This is a genomic window from Microbispora bryophytorum, from assembly GCF_043197435.1.
Classification (GTDB): domain Bacteria; phylum Actinomycetota; class Actinomycetes; order Streptosporangiales; family Streptosporangiaceae; genus Microbispora; species Microbispora bryophytorum.
Window position 1 is genome coordinate 220973 of record NZ_JBICTF010000007.1, and the last position, 16232, is coordinate 237204.

The following is a 16232-nucleotide window of genomic DNA, read 5'->3' on the forward strand; positions in this document are numbered from 1 at the left end:
GTCGCCGCGGGCCGCATGCTGCGGCCCGCGAGGTCATTCCGTGGCGGCGACCGGGATCCAGACCCGCATCGGGCCTTCGCTCCGGTTGCCCCACAGGAAGTACGGCACCGCCGTGAGCGCGAGCGGCGCACCCGGCCGCTCCCGCCTCATCCCGGTGGCGTACAGCGAGTCGCCGCCCTGGGCCACCAGCCCGCCCACATTGATCACGACGGGAATGTCCGCCAGGTCCTCCCGGTGATCCGCTGTGGCCGGAGCGGCGGCCGCGGGGACGGTGAGGTCCAGCCGCACGTCCTCCAGGAGCGTGCCGGGCGGCAGGTCGGCCTGCTCCAGGCAGTAGACGAGCGGACCACGCGCCAGGGCGACGCAGCCTCGCACCGCGTCCACGCGCGGATGCGCGGTCACCTGCCTGACCGGCATCTCCAGGTCGAGGACGACCGTCGTGCCCGGCGCCCAGGCCCGGGTGAGCCGGATGTAGCCGTCCCGTGCGGGGGCCATCACCGGGCCGCCGTCGATGCGGACCGTGTACGCGTCGCACCAGGCCGGCACGCGCAGCGCGAGCGTCCAGGGGGCCGTGGTCCCGGAGGTCACGGTCAGCTCGACCCGGCCCTGCCAGGGATATTCGGTGCGCATGTCCACCTGTACGGCGCCTCCCGCGACCTCGGCGTTCACGCTGCCCGCGGCGTACAGGTGGATCTGCAGGCCGTCGTCGTGGGCGGTGGCCAGGTAGCCGTGCAGCGAGGCCATCAGCCGGGCGATGTTGGGCGGGCAGCAGGCGCACGAATACCAGGGCAACCGGCGCGACGCCGCCTCCTCACCCGAGCCGGTGTGTCCCGTGCGCAGTTGCAGGGGGTTGGAGTAGAAGAAGTGCCTGCCGTCGGACGACACGGCGGCGGCGACCGCGTTGTACAGCGCCCGCTCCATCTCGTCGGCGTAGCGGGCCCGGCCGGTGGCCAGCAGCAGCCGCCAGTTCGCCTGGACGCTCGCGATCGCCGCGCAGGTCTCGGCGTAGGCCCGGTCGGGCGGCAGCTCGTACGGGTCGCCGTACGCCTCGTCGCGGTGGCGCGAGCCGTGCGCGCCGGTCACGTAGGAGCGCCGGTGGACGGCGTCCTCCCACAGTCGCTCGGCCGCGTCCAGCAGCATGTGGTCGCCCGTTTCCACGCCCACGTCGACCATCCCGGCCAGCAGGTAGAGCTGGCGTACGGCGTGGCCGGTGACCTCGCGGGCCTCCCGCACGGGCACGTGGTCCTGGTAGTAGGCGGGCCCGAAGCGCCCGTGCCCGAGCAGCCCCCGCCCGCGCAGGTCGAGGAACCGGCGCGCCAGGTCCAGATAGGGGCGGTGGCCGGTCAGCCGGTAGAGCTCGGCGAGCGCGGTCTCGATCTCCGGATGCCCGCAGACCTCCTCGACACCGTCCGAGCCGAACCGCTCCACCAGCAGGTCGGCGAACCGCCGGGCCACGGCCAGCAGCGCGGGGCTCACACCGGTGCGGGCCGCGGCCACCGCCGCCTGGAAGAGATGGCCCGCGCAGTAGAGCTCGTGGCTCCAGTCCGGCTTGCGCCACCGATCGTCCGGCGCGACGAGGGTGAAGTAGGAGTTGAGGTAGCCGTCCGCCTGCTGGGCGCGGGCGAGCAGCGCGACCGTGTCCTCCACGAACGACCGCAGCGCATCGTCGCCGGACGAGGTGCCCAGCTCCCAGGCCGCGGCCTCCAGCGTCTTGTGGACGTCGGAGTCGGCGAACCACATGCCGGCGAACGCCGCGTCCGACTCGCCCGCGGCGGCTTGGAGGTTGCCGATGTTGCCGGCGTGGTGCAGGTTGTCCACGCAGTGCGGCAGGGTGTCCTCGGCGTTGCGCCGCTGCCACCTCCCCAGCAGACCTCCCGTGTCGAGACGGGCCTGGTCCGGGTTCAGCGGCCACAGCGCGGCGACCGCCCCGGGTCCCGGTGCGACCGGCCCCGCGGAACCGCGGAGCTCGAACGGGGCCGACACCTGCATCGCCCGGGCGCCGGGAGCGGCAGAGGTGCCAGACAACTTCTGCTCAGTCATGCCTCATCTTTCGTGGAGCAGCGGACGTCCTTCACGCCGCCGAACGATTTCCCGCTCACGGCGAGGGACGCGGGAAGCCCGTCAAAGCGGACCACCCTGGTGACTGCGAAGCGAGAAGCCAGGGGCGTGATCGCTTGCAGTAGGAAACTAGGAAAACGATTGCCGTCACGGTATCCAACCGGCTTCCAGACCGTCAATAGCCCGTTTCCACGTTGTTACAGGGGCTTCGGAGTCGCACGTACGGCCTATAGAGTGGTGCTCAGGCAACCCCCTAGGAAAGTGGAGGAAACGTGGGAAAGCTGGAGCGTCATGCCACGATCGCCGACGTCGCGGCGCTGGCCGGGGTGTCGGTGGGCACGGCCTCCAAGGCGCTCAACGGACGCGGATCGCTGCGGGAGGAGACCCGCATGCGCGTGCGGGAGGCGGCCCGGCAGCTCAGCTTCGAGGCGAACGCGGGCGCCCGGAGCCTGCACTCGGGCCGCACCTACACGGTCGGCATGATCACGACGGACACGATAGGGCGGTTCAGCATCCCCGTGCTGATGGGCGCGGAGGACGCGCTGGGCGCCGGGGAGATGTCGGTCTTCCTCTGTGACGGGCGCGACGATCCCATCCGCGAGCAGTACTACGTCAAGACCCTCCTCAGCCGCCGGGTCGACGGCATGATCGTGACCGGCCGGCGCACCGAGGCGCGGGCGCCCATCGGCGCCAACCTGCCCGTGCCCGTGGTCTACGCCTTCATCAGCTCGGCCGACCCCGGCGACTGCTCAGTGGTCCCGGACGAGGCGGGCGGCGCCCGCAAGGCGGTCGAGCACCTCCTGGCCGTCGGGCGCACCCGGATCGCGCACATCACGGGACCCGAGCACCACAACTCCGCCCGGGTACGCGCGGCCGCGGCCACGGAGCGGCTCGCCGAGGACGGGCTGTCGCTGGTCGCTCCGCCTCTGTTCGGCGGATGGAGTGAGGTGTGGGGCCGTCAAGCCGTCGGCATCCTCCTGGCCGGCCGGACCGAGTTCGACGCCGTCTTCTGCGGCAGCGACCAGATCGCCCGGGGCGTCTGCGACGCACTGCGGGCCGCCGGCCGCCGGGTCCCCCAGGACGTCGCCCTCATCGGCTTCGACAACTGGGACGTCATGACCGAAGCCTGCCAGCCGCCGCTGACCAGTATCGATCTGGACCTCGAAGGGCTCGGCCGGTCGGCGGCGCAGATGCTCCTGGCCGCCATCAACGGCTCCCCCTCCCCCGGCCGCCACGCCCATCCCTGCCGGCTCGTGGTCCGGGAGTCGACCGTCCGGGAGTCGACCACCGTGCCGCTCCCGTGACCGGCCCGGCCCCCGGGGTGCGAGCAGCGGGGGCCGGTCAGCGGTGGAGCGCGTCCGGGGCGTCGTCCTCGATGAGGAAGCCTCCGGACTGGTGGTGCCAGAGCCGGGCGTAGGGGCCTTCGGCCTGGAGCAGTTCGCCGTGGGTGCCCTGCTCCGCGATGTGTCCCCGGTTGAGCACGACAAGCCGATCCATCCGGACGACGGTGCTCAGGCGGTGCGCGACCACGAGTGCCGTACGGTCCTGCATCAACTGCCACAGGGCCTCCTGCACGAGGATCTCGCTCTCCGAGTCCAGGGCGCTGGTCGCCTCGTCCAGCAGCAGGACGGGGGCGTCGCGCAGGATGGCGCGCGCGAGCGCGATGCGTTGCCGCTGACCGCCGGAGAGCTTGACGCCGCGCTCGCCGACCAGGGTGTCGAACCCGTCCGGCAGCGACTCGACGAACTCCGTGACGTGCGCCGCCCGCGCGGCCCGGAGGATCTCGGCGTCGGTCGCGCCCGGCCGGGCGAACGCGAGGTTGTCGCGCACGGACCGGTGGAACATGGCGGGTTCCTGAGGGACGTAGGCGATGAGGCTGCGCAGGTCGGCCTGACGCAGCCGGGCGATGTCCTGGCCGCCGATCAGGATCCTGCCGCCGTTCACGTCCATGAGCCGCAGCAACAGCCGGGTGAGCGTGCTCTTGCCGCCGCCGGACTGGCCGACCAGCCCGATCTTGGCGCCGCTGGGGATGTCGAGGTCCAGGCCGTCGAACAGGGGCGTGCCCCCGGCGTACCCGAACCTCACCCGCTCGAAGCGGACGCTCGCGTCGGCCGGGCGCAGCGGCTGCGGATCGACCGGATCCACCACCGTCGGCGGCACGAGGAGCAGCTCGGTGAACTGGGCCGCCTCGGTGAGCACGCTCTCCACGCGCCGGTAGATCTGGTTGAACTCGAACATGATGCCGATCGCGTTCGTGTAGTAGGTGAACGTCACCACGATGGCCTCCACGCCGAGGCCGCCGCGCAGCGCCACGGCGAGGAGCAGGCCCACGGAGCTGGTGAGCACCGACAGCGGGGCGACGACGGTGTCCACCTTGAGGTTGCCGTAATCCCAGGAGAGCAGGGACAACCTGCGCTGCTCGGCGATCCTCGCCCGATATTCGGCGGCCTCACGCTCCTCGGCGGCGAACGCGCGGACCGTGTCCATGTTGGCCAGCACGTCGGCGACGTGACCCGACACCAGCACTCTGGCGGCCTCGCGCCGGTCCACCAGCGCCTGGCGGCGGCGGATGAGCGGGGCGACGAGAAACCCGGTGACGATGATGAGGCCCACGAGGACGAGGACCAGCAGCGGGTGGTATCGCCACAGCACCACCGAGGCGAAGGCCAGGGGCACCACCTTGGCCACGATCGAGAACGTGAGCGTGTCGGCGAAGTCCTCGAACCTGGAGGAGAAGCCGATCACCCGCTTGGTCAGCGAGCCGGCGAAGTTGTCGTGGAAGAACGCGGTGTCCTTGGCCAGCAGGTCGTCCATGCCCACCACGCCGAGCCGCTCGATGCCCCGGGCGTCGGCGCGGTTCAGGAAGTGCAGCCCCAGCCGCCACAGCACCTCGCCCGCCAGCAGCATCGCGCCGAAGCCGAGCACGTACGGCAGCAGCGCGTCGACGGTGCCGTCCCCGCCGCCGGACAGGTGCCCCACGAGGCCGGCCACCGCCAGCGGCGCCAGATAGAACAGGCAGATGTTCCCCAGCGCCGGCAACGTCAGCGCGGGCACCGCGACCAGCCATTGGCGCCTCAGCTCGCCGCAGTAGTAGCGCAGCGCCAGCAGAACCGCCGACCTGCGCACGGATGGACCGTTTTCAGCATCCTCGATCGACCCGAGCGCAGCCATCAGCCCTCCCCGCACGCCAACCCGCCGTGGCCATGCTCTCGCAGTGCGTGAGGGGAGAGCGAGTGGTTTTCCCGCCACCCCGTAGGGCCGTCCGGCGCCGTACGGGAACGGCGGCGGGCGGACCTCGTACGCGGCCGGGGCAGTGGGCATGGCTTCATCAGGCGGGCCGCCACCGGCGCCGCCGCTGTCCGAGGGTGGCGTCATCAGACGGCAGAGCCACGCGGGCAGAGTCACGCGGCAGACCCTTGCCGCCCATGTCCGGCCCCTCGGTACCAGGAAGAGAGGACGCACTGTGGCCAAGGAAATCTTCGTGGGGTTCGGGATCGACGTCGACGCGGTCGGCGGCTGGCTCGGCTCCTACGGCGGTGCGGGCTCCCCGGACGACATCTCGCGCGGTCTGTTCGCGGGCGAGGTGGGCGTGCCGCGGCTCAACGCCCTGATGAAGAAGTACGACCTGCCGTCGACCTGGTTCTGGCCGGGTCACTCCATCGAGACCTTTCCCGAGCAGTTCGAGCAGGTCGTGGCCGCCGGACACGAGATCGGCCTGCACGGCTACAGCCACGAGAATCCGATCGCGATGACCCGTGAGCAGGAGTCGACCGTCCTCGGCCACTGCATCGACCTCATCGAGACGCGCACCGGCCGGCGTCCCACGGGGTATGTCGCGCCGTGGTGGGAGTTCTCGCCGGTCACCAACGAACTGCTGCTCGAACGCGGCATCACGTACGACCACTCGCTCATGCACCGCGACTTCGAGCCGTACTACGTGCGCGTGGGCGACACCTGGTCGACGATCGACTACGGCAGGGACGCCCGCGAGTGGATGAAGCCGCTCGTGCGCGGGGAGGAGACCGACCTCGTCGAGATCCCGGCGAGCTGGTACCTCGACGACCTGCCGCCGATGATGTTCATCAAGACCAGCCCGAACAGCCACGGCTTCGTCAACCCTCGCGACATCGAGGAGATGTGGCGCGACCAGTTCGACTGGGTCTACCGCGAGTCGGAGTACGCCGTCTTCACCATGACGATCCACCCGGACGTCTCTGGCCGCCCGCAGGTCCTGCTCATGCTGGAGCGCCTGATCGAGCACATCAACAAGCACGAGGGCGTCCGGTGGTCCACGTTCGACGCCATCGCGGACGACTTCACGGCCCGCCGTCCCCGGGCGTGACCGTCCCGGTCCCGAGCAGGAGGGGGTGTCCGGATGAGCGGCGCCTGTGGAGTCCCGGCCGCCGCCGGCCGCGCCGGGCCCCTCTTACCGGCGCTCGTCGCGCCCCTGAGAATCCCCCGCTGCAACGGGTTCGGGCGGCTTCTGACCAAGGTGGCTGACATGGAGCGGTGATGCGCATACGTGATCTACGGAAGGACAACCGCCGCTTCCGCTCGGACGTGTATCACTCGCGCCTCTTGCGCGTCAGTTGCCCCTTATGCCTCAGAGAGGGAAGTCCGTGGCTATCAAGTTGCCGGGCGGGCGGAGCATCGGCCTAGTGACGGCCGGCGCCCTGGTCGGGTCGGTCCTGGTTCTGGGTGGCGCGGCCACCGCTTCGTCGGCGGGCGACGCCGCCTTCTACGCGTGTGTGAACAAGAGCACGCGGTATATGCGCCTGGTCAACGCCACGACGAGGTGTAAGGCGACCGAGACGAAGGTGTCGTGGAACAAGACCGGTCCGCAGGGTCCGGTGGGTATCGGCGGCACCGGCGCGAAGGGTGACACCGGGGAGCAGGGCCCGCGCGGTCTGCGCGGTCCTCAGGGTCTGCGGGGTCCGCAGGGCCTGCGCGGCCCGGCCGGTCCGCAGGGCCTCAAGGGCGAGCCCGGCGCCCCGGGCAAGGACGGCGCCCCCGGCAAGGACGGCGCCCCGGGCAAGGACGGCAAGGACGGCGACCGCGGCCCCGCCGGCGCCGCGGGCGCGAAGGGCGACACCGGTCCGCGCGGCCTCACCGGTCCCCAGGGCCCGAAGGGTGAGAAGGGCGAGACCGGCGCGCGTGGTCCCGCGGGGCCAGCCGGACCTGCGGGCCCCGCGGGCTCCGGGGGTGGCTCCGCCAACGTCATCACCAAAGCGGAGGCCCTCTACCTTCCGGCCAACGGCGGCGAAGACAACATCATGTGCCCGGACGACATGGTCGCCACGGGCGGCGGCTTCATCGCCGGCACCACCCCGAGCGCGCCCTACATCATCACGAACGCGCCCTACCTCATCAACGGCAAGGCGGTCGGCTGGAGGCTCTACGGCAAGAGCGTGACCGGCACCATCTATGTGATCTGTATGGGGGGCTAGGTCGTGTCAGACGCTCCCTAGCGGCACCCGGTGGTGCCGGTGATCGGCACCACCTTGCCGTCGGGCGTTCCCGTGGAGCCCCTCCTGATCCCCGTGTCTCGCGCGGACTTCAGCGGGCGCGCAACGGTGCGAGTGCCACGCTCCATGCCACGACCTGGTCCAACATCGTGGTGAGCGGCCCGACATGGCCCTCGTTGGGCGTGAACACGCTGTAGTCCTTGAAGTCGGTGAGCAGGGACAGCGCCACCTGGGCCCGCACGTCGGCCATCTGGAGCTCGCCGGCGATCAGGCGCAGGTGTTCCACCGCACGGGTGCCGCCGACCGAGCCGTAGCTGACGAAACCGACGGCTTTGTTGTTCCACTCGCCGTACAGGAAGTCGATGGCGTTCTTCAGTGCGCCCGACGTCGAGTGGTTGTATTCGGGGGTCACCATGACGAACCCGTCGAACGACGCGATCTTGTCGGCCCACGCCCTGGTGTGCGGCTGCGCGTACTGGCCGAGCGACGGCGGCAGCGTCTCGTCGAGGTGCGGGAGTTTGTAGTCGAGCAGGTCCACGAGCTCGAACTCCGCGTCGGTCCGCTGCGTGGCGATCTGGTGCACCCAGCGGGCGACGGCCTCGCCGTTGCGTCCGGGGCGGGTACTGCCGAGGATGATCCCGATTCTGGTCATGACAATCTCCAATTCTGGTCAGGGCATAATTCGTCGCGTTGGAAGAGTATGGATACTTCGTTCGTGAAGCAAGTAATCTGTGACTATGACCACACCACCGCCGGTGCCGCCGGTGCCACCGGCGCAGCCGGAGCCGCTGACCGCCGACGAGGAGGCGTTGATCCGCGCGCTGCCTCGCCTGATCTACGCGCTGCCCCGCGCGATCGACGCCGACATGGTGCGCGAACAACAGTTGCCGCTCATTGAGTGGATCACCCTGATGCGGTTGTCGGAGGCGCCGCAGCGACGGATGAGGATGGGCGAGCTCGCGGTCGCCTGCGAGCTCTCCCTGAGTGGGATGACCCGCATCGTCACCGTCCTGGAGCGGCAGGGCTGGGTCGAACGACTCAGATGCGACGCCGACGCCCGCGGGTTGAACGCCGTCCTCACCGACGCCGGCCTCGCCCGCCTGGAACGGGCGTGGCCCAGCAACCTGGCCAGTTTGCGCCGGCACTTTCTCGACCACCTCGAAGGCGTCGATCTCGCCCGCCTCGCCCGCGCGGTCCAGAACGTCGCGGGCAACGCCTGACGCGGCGGGCGACAGCCCGGGCCCGGCGACATACGGCCGGGACATGGCCGGAATATGGCCGGCATTCCCGACGACCCCGGATCGGGGAGGAGAGCGGGTCATCTCTCAGGGATGACCCCCGGGTGCGGGTGCGGTCACTGAGCGGCGAGGTGGACGCCGTTGGCCGCGCCGATCACCCGGGTCAACGCCTGGTGCAGGCTCCGCAGCTCGGTCAGCTCCATCCCCAGCCGCTCGACGATCGCGACGGGCACCTTCTCGGCCTGCTCACGCAGCGCGCGTCCCTCGCCGGTCAGCACGATCGCCAGGGAACGCTCGTCGTCGCTGGCGCGGCGGCGCTCGACGAGACCGGCGGTCTCCAGGCGCTTGAGCAACGGCGACAGCGTGGCCGGCTCCAACTGCAGCAGCCGGCTGAGGTCCTTGACCGACAGCGGCGCGTACTGCCACAGGGCCAGCATCACCAGATACTGCGGGTGGGTCAGACCCATCGGTTCGAGCAGAGGCCGATAGAGGCCGATGACCGACCGCGAGGCGACCGCCAGGGCGAAGCAGACCTGGTTCTCCAGAGCCAGAGGGTCGACGATGTCGCCAACGTCACTCATGTGCACCTCCACCGCCATGCTACAAGCTTAGTACACTAACTATTAGTGCACTAAGCAGCGCCGAGAACACAGGAAGTGTCATGGCCCGTAGGAAGAGTCTCGAAGAGCGCATCGCCGACCGCGTCGCCCAGCGCCCGCCGATGAAGGAGAGCAAGAACTTCGAGCACGGACCCGCCAAGTGGATATTCGCCAGCGTCCTGGTGTTCGCGGTGCTCGTCCACTTCATCATCGTCGGCGTCGTCATGATTTTCGGTCACTGACCGAGGCGGCGCCCCGCTGCGGGGCTCGGCCGGCTCCGGCGGGATCATGAGACATCGCGCCCGGCGCATATGCCGAGGGCCCGCGGCGCGGCGGCCGCGGGCCCCGATCGTCGGAGTCCGGTCACCCGTGGGTCACGGGCTGGTGCAGGTGGCCGCCGGGGTGGCCGAGGACCCTCCGGCGAGGAAGCCGAAGGTCGTGCTCCCGTTGGCGGCGACCGAGCCGTTCCACGACTCGTTGCGCACCGTCACGTTCGAGCCGGAGCCCGACCGTACGCCACCCCAAATCTGGGTGATCGTCTGCGAACCCGGCCAGGTCCAGTCCACGGTCCAGCCGTTGACGGCGGAGTTCCCCGCGCGCACCGTGACCTCACCCTGCCAGCCGCCGGACCAGGAGTTGATCACCCGTACCGTCGCCGAGCACGCTCCGCTCACCCCGCCGGACGGCGAGGGGCTCGGGCTCACCGGCGGGCTCGGACTGGTGTCCGGGCTCCCGCTGGGTGAGGGGCTCGGGCTCACGGGCGGACGCGGCGAGGAACTCGGGCTGGGGCTGGGGCTGGGAGACGGGCTGGAGTCGGTCAGGACCGGAGTCGTCCAGTCTCTCCACTGCGACAGGTTGCCGGACTTCCTGGACGAGACCCGGAACACGGCGGAGGCGTTGCCCGTCTTCAGCAGGAACTTCTGGATGTTCTGCTGCAGCGGAGTACGCCATTCGGACCGGGTGGCGCAGTGGGTGCCGTCCTGCACGTCAGACCAGTAGCTGATGTTGTCTCCCGCCCCGAGCGCCTTGTAGATCTCGGCTCCGGCCAGCGCGGCCACGCTGCCCGACTGGGCGCCCAGCCAGTCGACGTGCGGGTTCTCCATGATGAACAGCCCGCGCGGGGCGATCATGCCCACCATCTCGTGAGTGTCCACCGGCAGTTGGGCGGGATTGCCGGTGAAGGAGCCGAACGCGTCTCCCAGCCACGGCTGCTCGGAGTAGGCGCTGCTCAGCGGCTGCGCGCCGGACTCCTGGGCGACGCCGCGCAGGATCGGAACGCCTGCGCTGCCCGACTCGATCGGCATGGTCAACGCGATGCGCTGGTCGAACACTCCGGCCGCGAAGGCGCCCTTCCCGAACCGGGAGCAGCCCGTGACACCGGTCGCATCCGCCTTGAGGATGCCGCCCCCCGACTGCTCGATGACGTCGATGATGCGGCTCACGCCCCAGGCCCAGGCGGCGAGCAGTCCGGTGCTGCTCGAAGAGCCGTAGATGCTGTAGTAGGCACCCTGCTTGTTGTTGCGGGCGGTGCCTTCCTTGCCGACCGTGAAGGGGTCGTAGCTGATGACGGCGGCGCCGCTCGCCTTGATCGTGGCCGTGTCGGCGCCGAATCCTCCGTAGACGATGACGGCCGGGAACGGCCCGGTGCCGCTCGGCAGGTCCACGCTCGCCGAGAAGCTCGCGCTCCTGCCGCTGTCGGACACGTTGACCGTGATGCCGGTTCGCGAGACCGTCCCGGTCACGTTGGCCGGCTTGCCGTGCTTGTCACCGTAGACATACCGCTCGGCGAGCTTCTTGATCTCTTCACGGCGGCACCGCCACTCCGACTTGGAGGTGATGCGCTGCCCGTTGATCTTCTTGAAGGGATCAGGAAGCCTGGAGTTGGCCGTCAGACTTCCGAGGTCGGACACCGCGCAGTCGGCGCCCTCGTCCTCGACGCCGGCGGCGGCAGCGGCCGCCTGCGCCGTCCAGGGCGCGAGCGCGCCCACACCGGCGTTGCCACCGGGGATCTCGACCACCGCGAGACCCAGCGAAAGCGCCGCCACGGCGCCGATGACGAGCGCGCGGCGGACACCCGGGGTGCGGCTCCCGCCGCCGGGAGTGACGTCGCCGATCATCGGCCGCCTCCGTGGGAGGGCCGACCGGCGTCGGCGTGTGCGGGCCCGGCCTGCACCGGGCTCGCCGGTGTTGCTCCCGAGTCCTTGAGATCTTGCAACACGGTGCTTGACACAGTGCGTCCTTCCTCCCGAGGGGTCCCGGCCCTGTGATGGGTCCGGAGAGAACCGCAAGCCGAATGGAGACGAATGTTTTCGAAGCATCAATGAAACGTTGCGGCATCGCAAGGCCCAAATCAGAGAGGGTCTTCGCCACAGAATGAGGGGGGACGACAGTGCTGTTCGCGGCAGGATTACCGCTACTCTCGCGAAGATTTTTCCGAAATACTCACGAAACTTTCAGCAACCGGTGATCGTCTGAGCTGCGGCGACGTCTCGCGGCGCTCCGGCGGACGGCCTGACGACGTCGGCGCCCCGCTCGTCGAGCAGGTCGGCCAGGAGTCGCACGGGGGACCGGCTGCGTCAGCAGGCGGCTGGTTCCGCGCTTCCTCCCCTCGCGTTTCGCCTCTCCGCTGCATGCCGAGGGCGATCTCCACTGCCCGGCGTGACGCGGGCGACGCGGGTCACCGGCCGCGCGTCGACCCGCGCAGTCGATGACATAGCCTTTGAGCAGGTAAAACGACGACCAGAGGAGAACCCCGCCATGGGTTCGCTCAGCCCTGTTCACTGGATGATCGTGTTGGTGGTGCTCGTGCTGCTCTTCGGCGCGAAGAAGCTGCCGGACACCGCGAAGGCCGTCGGGCAGTCGCTGCGGATCCTCAAGAGGGAGACCGGCAGGCTCGGCGACGAGGACGACGCCCCGGCCGCCCGGGCCCGTACGGCACCGGTCTCCCCGGACGCCGAGGAGCGGCTACGAGCGCTCGAAGCGGAGAACGCCCGGCTCAGAGTGGCGGCGGACGCCGCGCGGCGGGACGAGCCCGAGGTCCGCTGAGGCGTTCTCGGCGCCCTGCCGGTGGCGCCGCATGCCAAGAGCCGGCGAACGGCGAGCACCGCGCTCGGCGTCCCGGGCGACAGACACGGGCGTCGTGGGGCCCATGCATGGGTGCGTGCGGAGATTCGCCCAGATCGCGCGAACTTCCCCGCGAGGCCCGGACTCCAACAAGGCATGAAGCTCACCCTCTCGCTCCGCGTCGTTCTTCCCGCCGCCGCGGCCGCCGCGTTGCTCTCCGCGGCGGCGCTCCCGGCCGACGCCGCCGCCATGCCGAAGTTCGCCGCGCCCAAGGCGTACGGCACGTCGTTCCAGAGCGACCCCCACCATGACTTCACCAGGCACATCTCGCCGCGACACGACGGCATCCTGCGGGGCTGGGTCACGTATTACCGGTCCGGGGTGGCGGAATACGAGCCGATCAGGTGGGTGAAGGACAGGACCGGCCACACGGAGGGCCACTTCGCGGGCCCGCCCGAGGGTGACGTGACGGCCTACGCCTCTCCCGTGGCGAAGAACGTCGTGTTCTACAGCGCCACCGGGTGCAAGGGCACCACGGTGACCGTGAAGAGCGGCGGCCTCGGGTCGAAGCGGTGCTCCCGCAGTGAGCTGATCTCCCGGATGAAGTCCAAGCATCGCCCGGCGCTCATCACCGTCTATCGCGGCGCGATCGTCAAGGTGCAGGAGATCTACACCCCCTGAGCACCTGAAAGACCGCCGGTCACCCGGCATCGCTCGGCACAGGGCCGGACTTCCCATTCCCCGGAGGTCCGGCCCTTTTCGTGCGCGCCTCCTCCGCGCGCAGGCGCGGCGGCCTCGCCGTCGGCGCCACTTTCGGCCGACGACGCGGGGGCCGGTCATCGCCTGACGATCGCCGCGACGAGCCGGAGACGCCGATGAGAGGCACTCACCATAATGAGAGGATGTCAACGCCGCGGCAGCGCTACCGGGACCAGGTCCGTTCGGAGATCAAGCAGATCGCCCTCGTGCAGATCGGCGAAGGCGGAGCGGCGGCGCTGAGCCTGAACGCCGTGGCGAAACAGCTCGGCGTCACGGGCCCGGCGTTGTACAAGTACTTCCGCAGCCGCGACGACCTGCTGACCGAGCTGATCCTGGAGGGCTTCGACGAGGTCGCCGCGGCCGTACGGGCCGCCGCCGGCGAGGGCGCGCCTCGGGAGCGGCTGCACGCGCTGGCCCGGGCCTTCCACGGATGGGCGGTGGCCAATCCGCACCTGTTCCAGTTGCTGGCCGGCACGTCCTCGCCCGGCTACGACGCTCCCCCGGAGAGCGTGCTGCGGGCCCGGAGCGTGCTCGGGCCCTTCCTTCCGGTGTTCGCCGGAGGGCACTGCCGCCCGGGGACCGAACCGCTGCGGGAGCAGATGCGGCGGTGGGTGGAGGAGACCCCGGTGGTCGCCGAGTGGGTGCGCGCGTTCGCCCCGGAGGGGGATCCGGCGACCGCCCTGGCCGGCACCGTGATGGCCTGGGCGCAGCTCCAGGGCGTGGTGAGCCTGGATGTTCAGGGGCAGTGCGCCGGCATGGGGCACAGCGGTGCCACCCTGCTCGACGCCGTCATGGACGCCCTCGCCGACAGCATGGGCCTTCAACGGGCATCCTGGAACGATGAGTGAAGAAACGATCAACGCAGCGGCCGCGGGGACCTGGAAGCTCGGCGACCTCACGGTCAACCGGCTGGGGTTCGGCGCGATGCGCCTGACAGGAAGCGCCGCCTTCGACCTCGGCACGCCGAGCGACCGCGAACGGTCGATCGCGGTGCTGCGGCGCGCCGTCGACCTCGGCGTGAACCACATCGACACGGCGGCGTTCTACTTCTCGCGACTGCGCTCGGCCAACGAGCTGATCAACCGGGCGCTCGCGCCATATCCGGACGACCTGGTCATCGCGACCAAGGTGGGCCCCGGACGGGACCCGTCCGGCGAGTGGCTGCCGTTCGCCCGGCCGGACCAGTTGCGCGGCCAGGTCGAGGAGAACCTGCGCCAGCTCGGCCGCGACCACCTCGACCTGGTCTATCTGCGCCAGCCGGGGCTCGACTCGATCGCCGAGCACTTCGGGGCGCTCGCCGAGCTGCGCGAGGCCGGTCTCATCCGGCACCTCGGGATCTCCAACGTCCGGCCAGGGCATCTCGCGCAGGCCCAGGCGATCGCGCCGGTGGTGAGCGTGCAGAACCTGTACGGCGTCGGCGCCACCCGCAGCCGAGGGCAACTGCGCACCTGCGGCGAGCAGGGCATCGCCTTCGTGCCGTTCTTCGCGATCGCCGGCGAGGGCCGCGACCAGGGGGCGAGCGGCACGGACCGTGAGGAGGTGCTCGCCGTGGCCCGCGCGCACGGCGCGACCCCCGCGCAGGTGCGACTGGCCTGGACGCTCCAGCAGGGGCCGCACGTGCTGGCCATCCCGGGCACCGGCAATCCCGATCACCTCACCGAGAACGTCGCCGCCGCCACGCTGCGTCTCACGGACGAGGAGATGGCCCGCCTGGACGCGCTCTCCGACGCCGGCTGACCGGAGGACACGGCCGGCCCGGGTCGTGGAGGTCCTGGTCCTCACCCATGACCCGTCCCCTCCTGCGAATCTCCTGCGTACCGGCGTCAGAGCCGCTGGTCCCCGCGGACGCGCCGCCCACACGGCCGCCCGTCGAAGTTGACCTGAACTTTCCGTGCGCGTTCAGGCGGCGGCCGAGACGCTGCCCGGGGACCTCCACGAGCCGGTACGCCACGTGACCGAGCAGCAGCAGGACGAGGAAGAACACCGCAAGATTCGGGACGACCCGCAACAGGAGCGGGTGCAGCAGATACAGAGAGAAACTGATCACTCCGAGGTGGGCGAGCCACCGGGGGAACGGCCGGTGCCGCAGCCGGAACGCGAGCGCGAACACGCCGGCCGCCAACGCGACCGCCGCGGCCCAGGCGGGCTCATCGGCCACCAGGACACCGCAGACGAGCACCGTGAGCAGGGCGGCGACGGCCCAGACAGGTCGTAGCGTGCCCTGCTCGGCGCGCCACACGGCGGTTCCGGCGAACATCGTCGCCGTGATGACCAGGCCCTCCCCCGCCCCGATCCGGCTGCCGAGGATCACCAGCGCCAGGCCGAGCAGGCCGCCGATCACCGCGGCGGCCGTCCTGAGGCGGCCGTTCGCGGTCACGGTCACGACGATGACCAGGATCGCCGCGACACCCATGAGCGCGGCGACCAGGTCCGCGCCGCCGTTGATCGTCGCGCCGGGCATGAGCAGGCCGAGCGGCACTGCCGCGACCGCCAGGACCACGGCGATCGGCGCCGACCTGTGCGCCTGCCGTACGGCGAACAGCCCCGCCGTCATCAGGTAGAACGCCATCTCGTAGGAGAGCGTCCACATCACGTTGATCACCGAGGGGACGCCGAGGAGCTCCTGCAGCATCGAGAGGTTCGCCAGCGCGACGAGCGGCGGCGGCCGGCGGTCGATGCCCGGCGACATCGCGAACACCCCGGCGTACGCGAGGAGCAGCGCGAGGGCGAGCGCGGCGAGCAGCAGCGGGAGGAGCCGGAAGACCCGGCCGGTCCAGAAGGCCCGCAGGTCGCCCCGCCGTTCCAGCGAGGCCGGGATGATGTATCCGCTGACCAGGAAGAAGACGAAGACGCCCCAGGTGCCGACGTCGACCCTGCGGTCCACCTCCGCCCAGACGGCCGGGACGAAGGTCCAGGCCGAGTGGTGCAGCGCCACGGCCGGAGCGGCGATCCCGCGTAAGGCGTCCAGCCACGCCAGCCGGGTGCGGTTTGCTGCCATTCAGGTGACTTTAGGCGAAATACGGCGTCGGCAGCACCGCGCTTGGTACGCC

Annotated in this window: 15 protein-coding genes; 9 read left to right on the forward strand and 6 right to left on the reverse strand. The window is 70.6% G+C overall.

Annotation, left to right across the window (positions count from 1 at the left end; all coding sequences use genetic code 11):
- Positions 1 to 33 precede the first annotated feature (33 nt).
- Entirely contained in the window at positions 34 to 2040 is a 2007-nt protein-coding gene (locus ACGFIB_RS25185; protein ID WP_393375398.1) for a glycoside hydrolase family 127 protein, read from the reverse strand.
- A gap of 290 nt (positions 2041 to 2330) precedes the next feature.
- On the opposite strand from ACGFIB_RS25185, the gene ACGFIB_RS25190 reads away from it, so the two are divergent.
- Entirely contained in the window at positions 2331 to 3362 is a 1032-nt protein-coding gene (locus ACGFIB_RS25190) for a LacI family DNA-binding transcriptional regulator (protein ID WP_208762429.1), read from the forward strand.
- A gap of 37 nt (positions 3363 to 3399) precedes the next feature.
- Here ACGFIB_RS25190 and ACGFIB_RS25195 read toward each other — a convergent pair whose 3' ends face one another.
- A complete protein-coding gene (locus ACGFIB_RS25195) occupies positions 3400 to 5229 on the reverse strand; it encodes an ABC transporter ATP-binding protein (RefSeq protein WP_393375401.1) in 1830 nt (609 codons plus the stop codon).
- 292 nt (positions 5230 to 5521) lie between these two features.
- On the opposite strand from ACGFIB_RS25195, the gene ACGFIB_RS25200 reads away from it, so the two are divergent.
- Entirely contained in the window at positions 5522 to 6400 is an 879-nt protein-coding gene (locus tag ACGFIB_RS25200; protein WP_393375403.1) for a polysaccharide deacetylase family protein, read from the forward strand.
- 277 nt (positions 6401 to 6677) lie between these two features.
- Positions 6678 to 7505: a collagen-like domain-containing protein gene (locus ACGFIB_RS25205; RefSeq protein ID WP_393375406.1), complete on the forward strand. Its 828-nt coding sequence runs from the start codon at positions 6678 to 6680 to the stop codon at positions 7503 to 7505.
- Positions 7506 to 7614: 109 nt separating this feature from the next.
- Here the strand turns inward: ACGFIB_RS25205 and ACGFIB_RS25210 are convergent, their stop codons facing one another.
- Entirely contained in the window at positions 7615 to 8175 is a 561-nt protein-coding gene (locus tag ACGFIB_RS25210; protein ID WP_142574778.1) for an NADPH-dependent FMN reductase, read from the reverse strand.
- An 85-nt stretch (positions 8176 to 8260) separates the two neighbouring features.
- On the opposite strand from ACGFIB_RS25210, the gene ACGFIB_RS25215 reads away from it, so the two are divergent.
- Positions 8261 to 8743: a MarR family winged helix-turn-helix transcriptional regulator gene (locus tag ACGFIB_RS25215; RefSeq protein WP_142574777.1), complete on the forward strand. Its 483-nt coding sequence runs from the start codon at positions 8261 to 8263 to the stop codon at positions 8741 to 8743.
- A gap of 134 nt (positions 8744 to 8877) precedes the next feature.
- Here the strand turns inward: ACGFIB_RS25215 and ACGFIB_RS25220 are convergent, their stop codons facing one another.
- Positions 8878 to 9342 (reverse strand): MarR family winged helix-turn-helix transcriptional regulator, encoded by a 465-nt coding sequence (locus ACGFIB_RS25220; protein WP_142574776.1) that lies wholly within the window; start codon positions 9340 to 9342, stop codon positions 8878 to 8880.
- 80 nt (positions 9343 to 9422) lie between these two features.
- Here ACGFIB_RS25220 and ACGFIB_RS25225 point away from each other — a divergent pair, with 80 nt between their 5' ends.
- Positions 9423 to 9602 (forward strand): hypothetical protein, encoded by a 180-nt coding sequence (locus ACGFIB_RS25225; protein ID WP_142574775.1) that lies wholly within the window; start codon positions 9423 to 9425, stop codon positions 9600 to 9602.
- A gap of 132 nt (positions 9603 to 9734) precedes the next feature.
- On the opposite strand, the gene ACGFIB_RS25230 is transcribed toward ACGFIB_RS25225, so the two are convergent.
- Positions 9735 to 11477: a glucuronyl esterase domain-containing protein gene (locus ACGFIB_RS25230; protein ID WP_393375410.1), complete on the reverse strand. Its 1743-nt coding sequence runs from the start codon at positions 11475 to 11477 to the stop codon at positions 9735 to 9737.
- Positions 11478 to 12117: 640 nt separating this feature from the next.
- Between ACGFIB_RS25230 and tatA the strand changes: the two genes are divergently transcribed.
- The 4 genes from tatA to ACGFIB_RS25250 all read left to right on the forward strand — a co-directional run bounded on the left by tatA (position 12118) and on the right by ACGFIB_RS25250 (position 14919).
- On the forward strand, positions 12118 to 12405 hold the full coding sequence (tatA, locus tag ACGFIB_RS25235) for a Sec-independent protein translocase subunit TatA (protein WP_393375413.1): 288 nt from the start codon (positions 12118 to 12120) through the stop codon (positions 12403 to 12405).
- Between the two features lie 174 nt (positions 12406 to 12579).
- Positions 12580 to 13104, forward strand: a complete 525-nt coding sequence (locus ACGFIB_RS25240) for a hypothetical protein (protein ID WP_393331862.1) — start codon at positions 12580 to 12582, stop codon at positions 13102 to 13104.
- 221 nt (positions 13105 to 13325) lie between these two features.
- The gene (locus tag ACGFIB_RS25245) at positions 13326 to 14030 is read left to right on the forward strand and encodes a TetR/AcrR family transcriptional regulator (protein ID WP_393375416.1); all 705 of its coding nucleotides are present in this window, start codon (positions 13326 to 13328) and stop codon (positions 14028 to 14030) included.
- Positions 14023 to 14919, forward strand: a complete 897-nt coding sequence (locus ACGFIB_RS25250) for an aldo/keto reductase (RefSeq protein WP_357245409.1) — start codon at positions 14023 to 14025, stop codon at positions 14917 to 14919. The genes ACGFIB_RS25245 and ACGFIB_RS25250 overlap by 8 nt, the downstream gene beginning before the upstream one ends.
- On the opposite strand, the gene ACGFIB_RS25255 is transcribed toward ACGFIB_RS25250, so the two are convergent.
- Positions 14870 to 16180, reverse strand: a complete 1311-nt coding sequence (locus ACGFIB_RS25255; protein ID WP_393375419.1) for an acyltransferase family protein — start codon at positions 16178 to 16180, stop codon at positions 14870 to 14872. The genes ACGFIB_RS25250 and ACGFIB_RS25255 overlap by 50 nt on opposite strands.
- Positions 16181 to 16232 lie beyond the last annotated feature (52 nt).

Excerpts from the sequence above, each read along its gene's own strand:
- ACGFIB_RS25185 (WP_393375398.1), bottom strand. The coding sequence starts at position 2,040 with ATGACTGAGCAGAAGTTGTCTGGCACCTCTGCCGCTCCCGGCGCCCGG.
- ACGFIB_RS25195 (WP_393375401.1), bottom strand. The coding sequence starts at position 5,229 with ATGGCTGCGCTCGGGTCGATCGAGGATGCTGAAAACGGTCCATCCGTG.
- ACGFIB_RS25210 (WP_142574778.1), bottom strand. The coding sequence starts at position 8,175 with ATGACCAGAATCGGGATCATCCTCGGCAGTACCCGCCCCGGACGCAAC.
- ACGFIB_RS25215 (WP_142574777.1), top strand. The coding sequence starts at position 8,261 with ATGACCACACCACCGCCGGTGCCGCCGGTGCCACCGGCGCAGCCGGAG.
- ACGFIB_RS25220 (WP_142574776.1), bottom strand. The coding sequence starts at position 9,342 with ATGAGTGACGTTGGCGACATCGTCGACCCTCTGGCTCTGGAGAACCAG.
- ACGFIB_RS25225 (WP_142574775.1), top strand. The coding sequence starts at position 9,423 with ATGGCCCGTAGGAAGAGTCTCGAAGAGCGCATCGCCGACCGCGTCGCC.
- ACGFIB_RS25230 (WP_393375410.1), bottom strand. The coding sequence starts at position 11,477 with ATGATCGGCGACGTCACTCCCGGCGGCGGGAGCCGCACCCCGGGTGTC.
- tatA (WP_393375413.1), top strand. The coding sequence starts at position 12,118 with ATGGGTTCGCTCAGCCCTGTTCACTGGATGATCGTGTTGGTGGTGCTC.
- ACGFIB_RS25240 (WP_393331862.1), top strand. The coding sequence starts at position 12,580 with ATGAAGCTCACCCTCTCGCTCCGCGTCGTTCTTCCCGCCGCCGCGGCC.
- ACGFIB_RS25245 (WP_393375416.1), top strand. The coding sequence starts at position 13,326 with ATGTCAACGCCGCGGCAGCGCTACCGGGACCAGGTCCGTTCGGAGATC.
- ACGFIB_RS25250 (WP_357245409.1), top strand. The coding sequence starts at position 14,023 with ATGAGTGAAGAAACGATCAACGCAGCGGCCGCGGGGACCTGGAAGCTC.
- ACGFIB_RS25255 (WP_393375419.1), bottom strand. The coding sequence starts at position 16,180 with ATGGCAGCAAACCGCACCCGGCTGGCGTGGCTGGACGCCTTACGCGGG.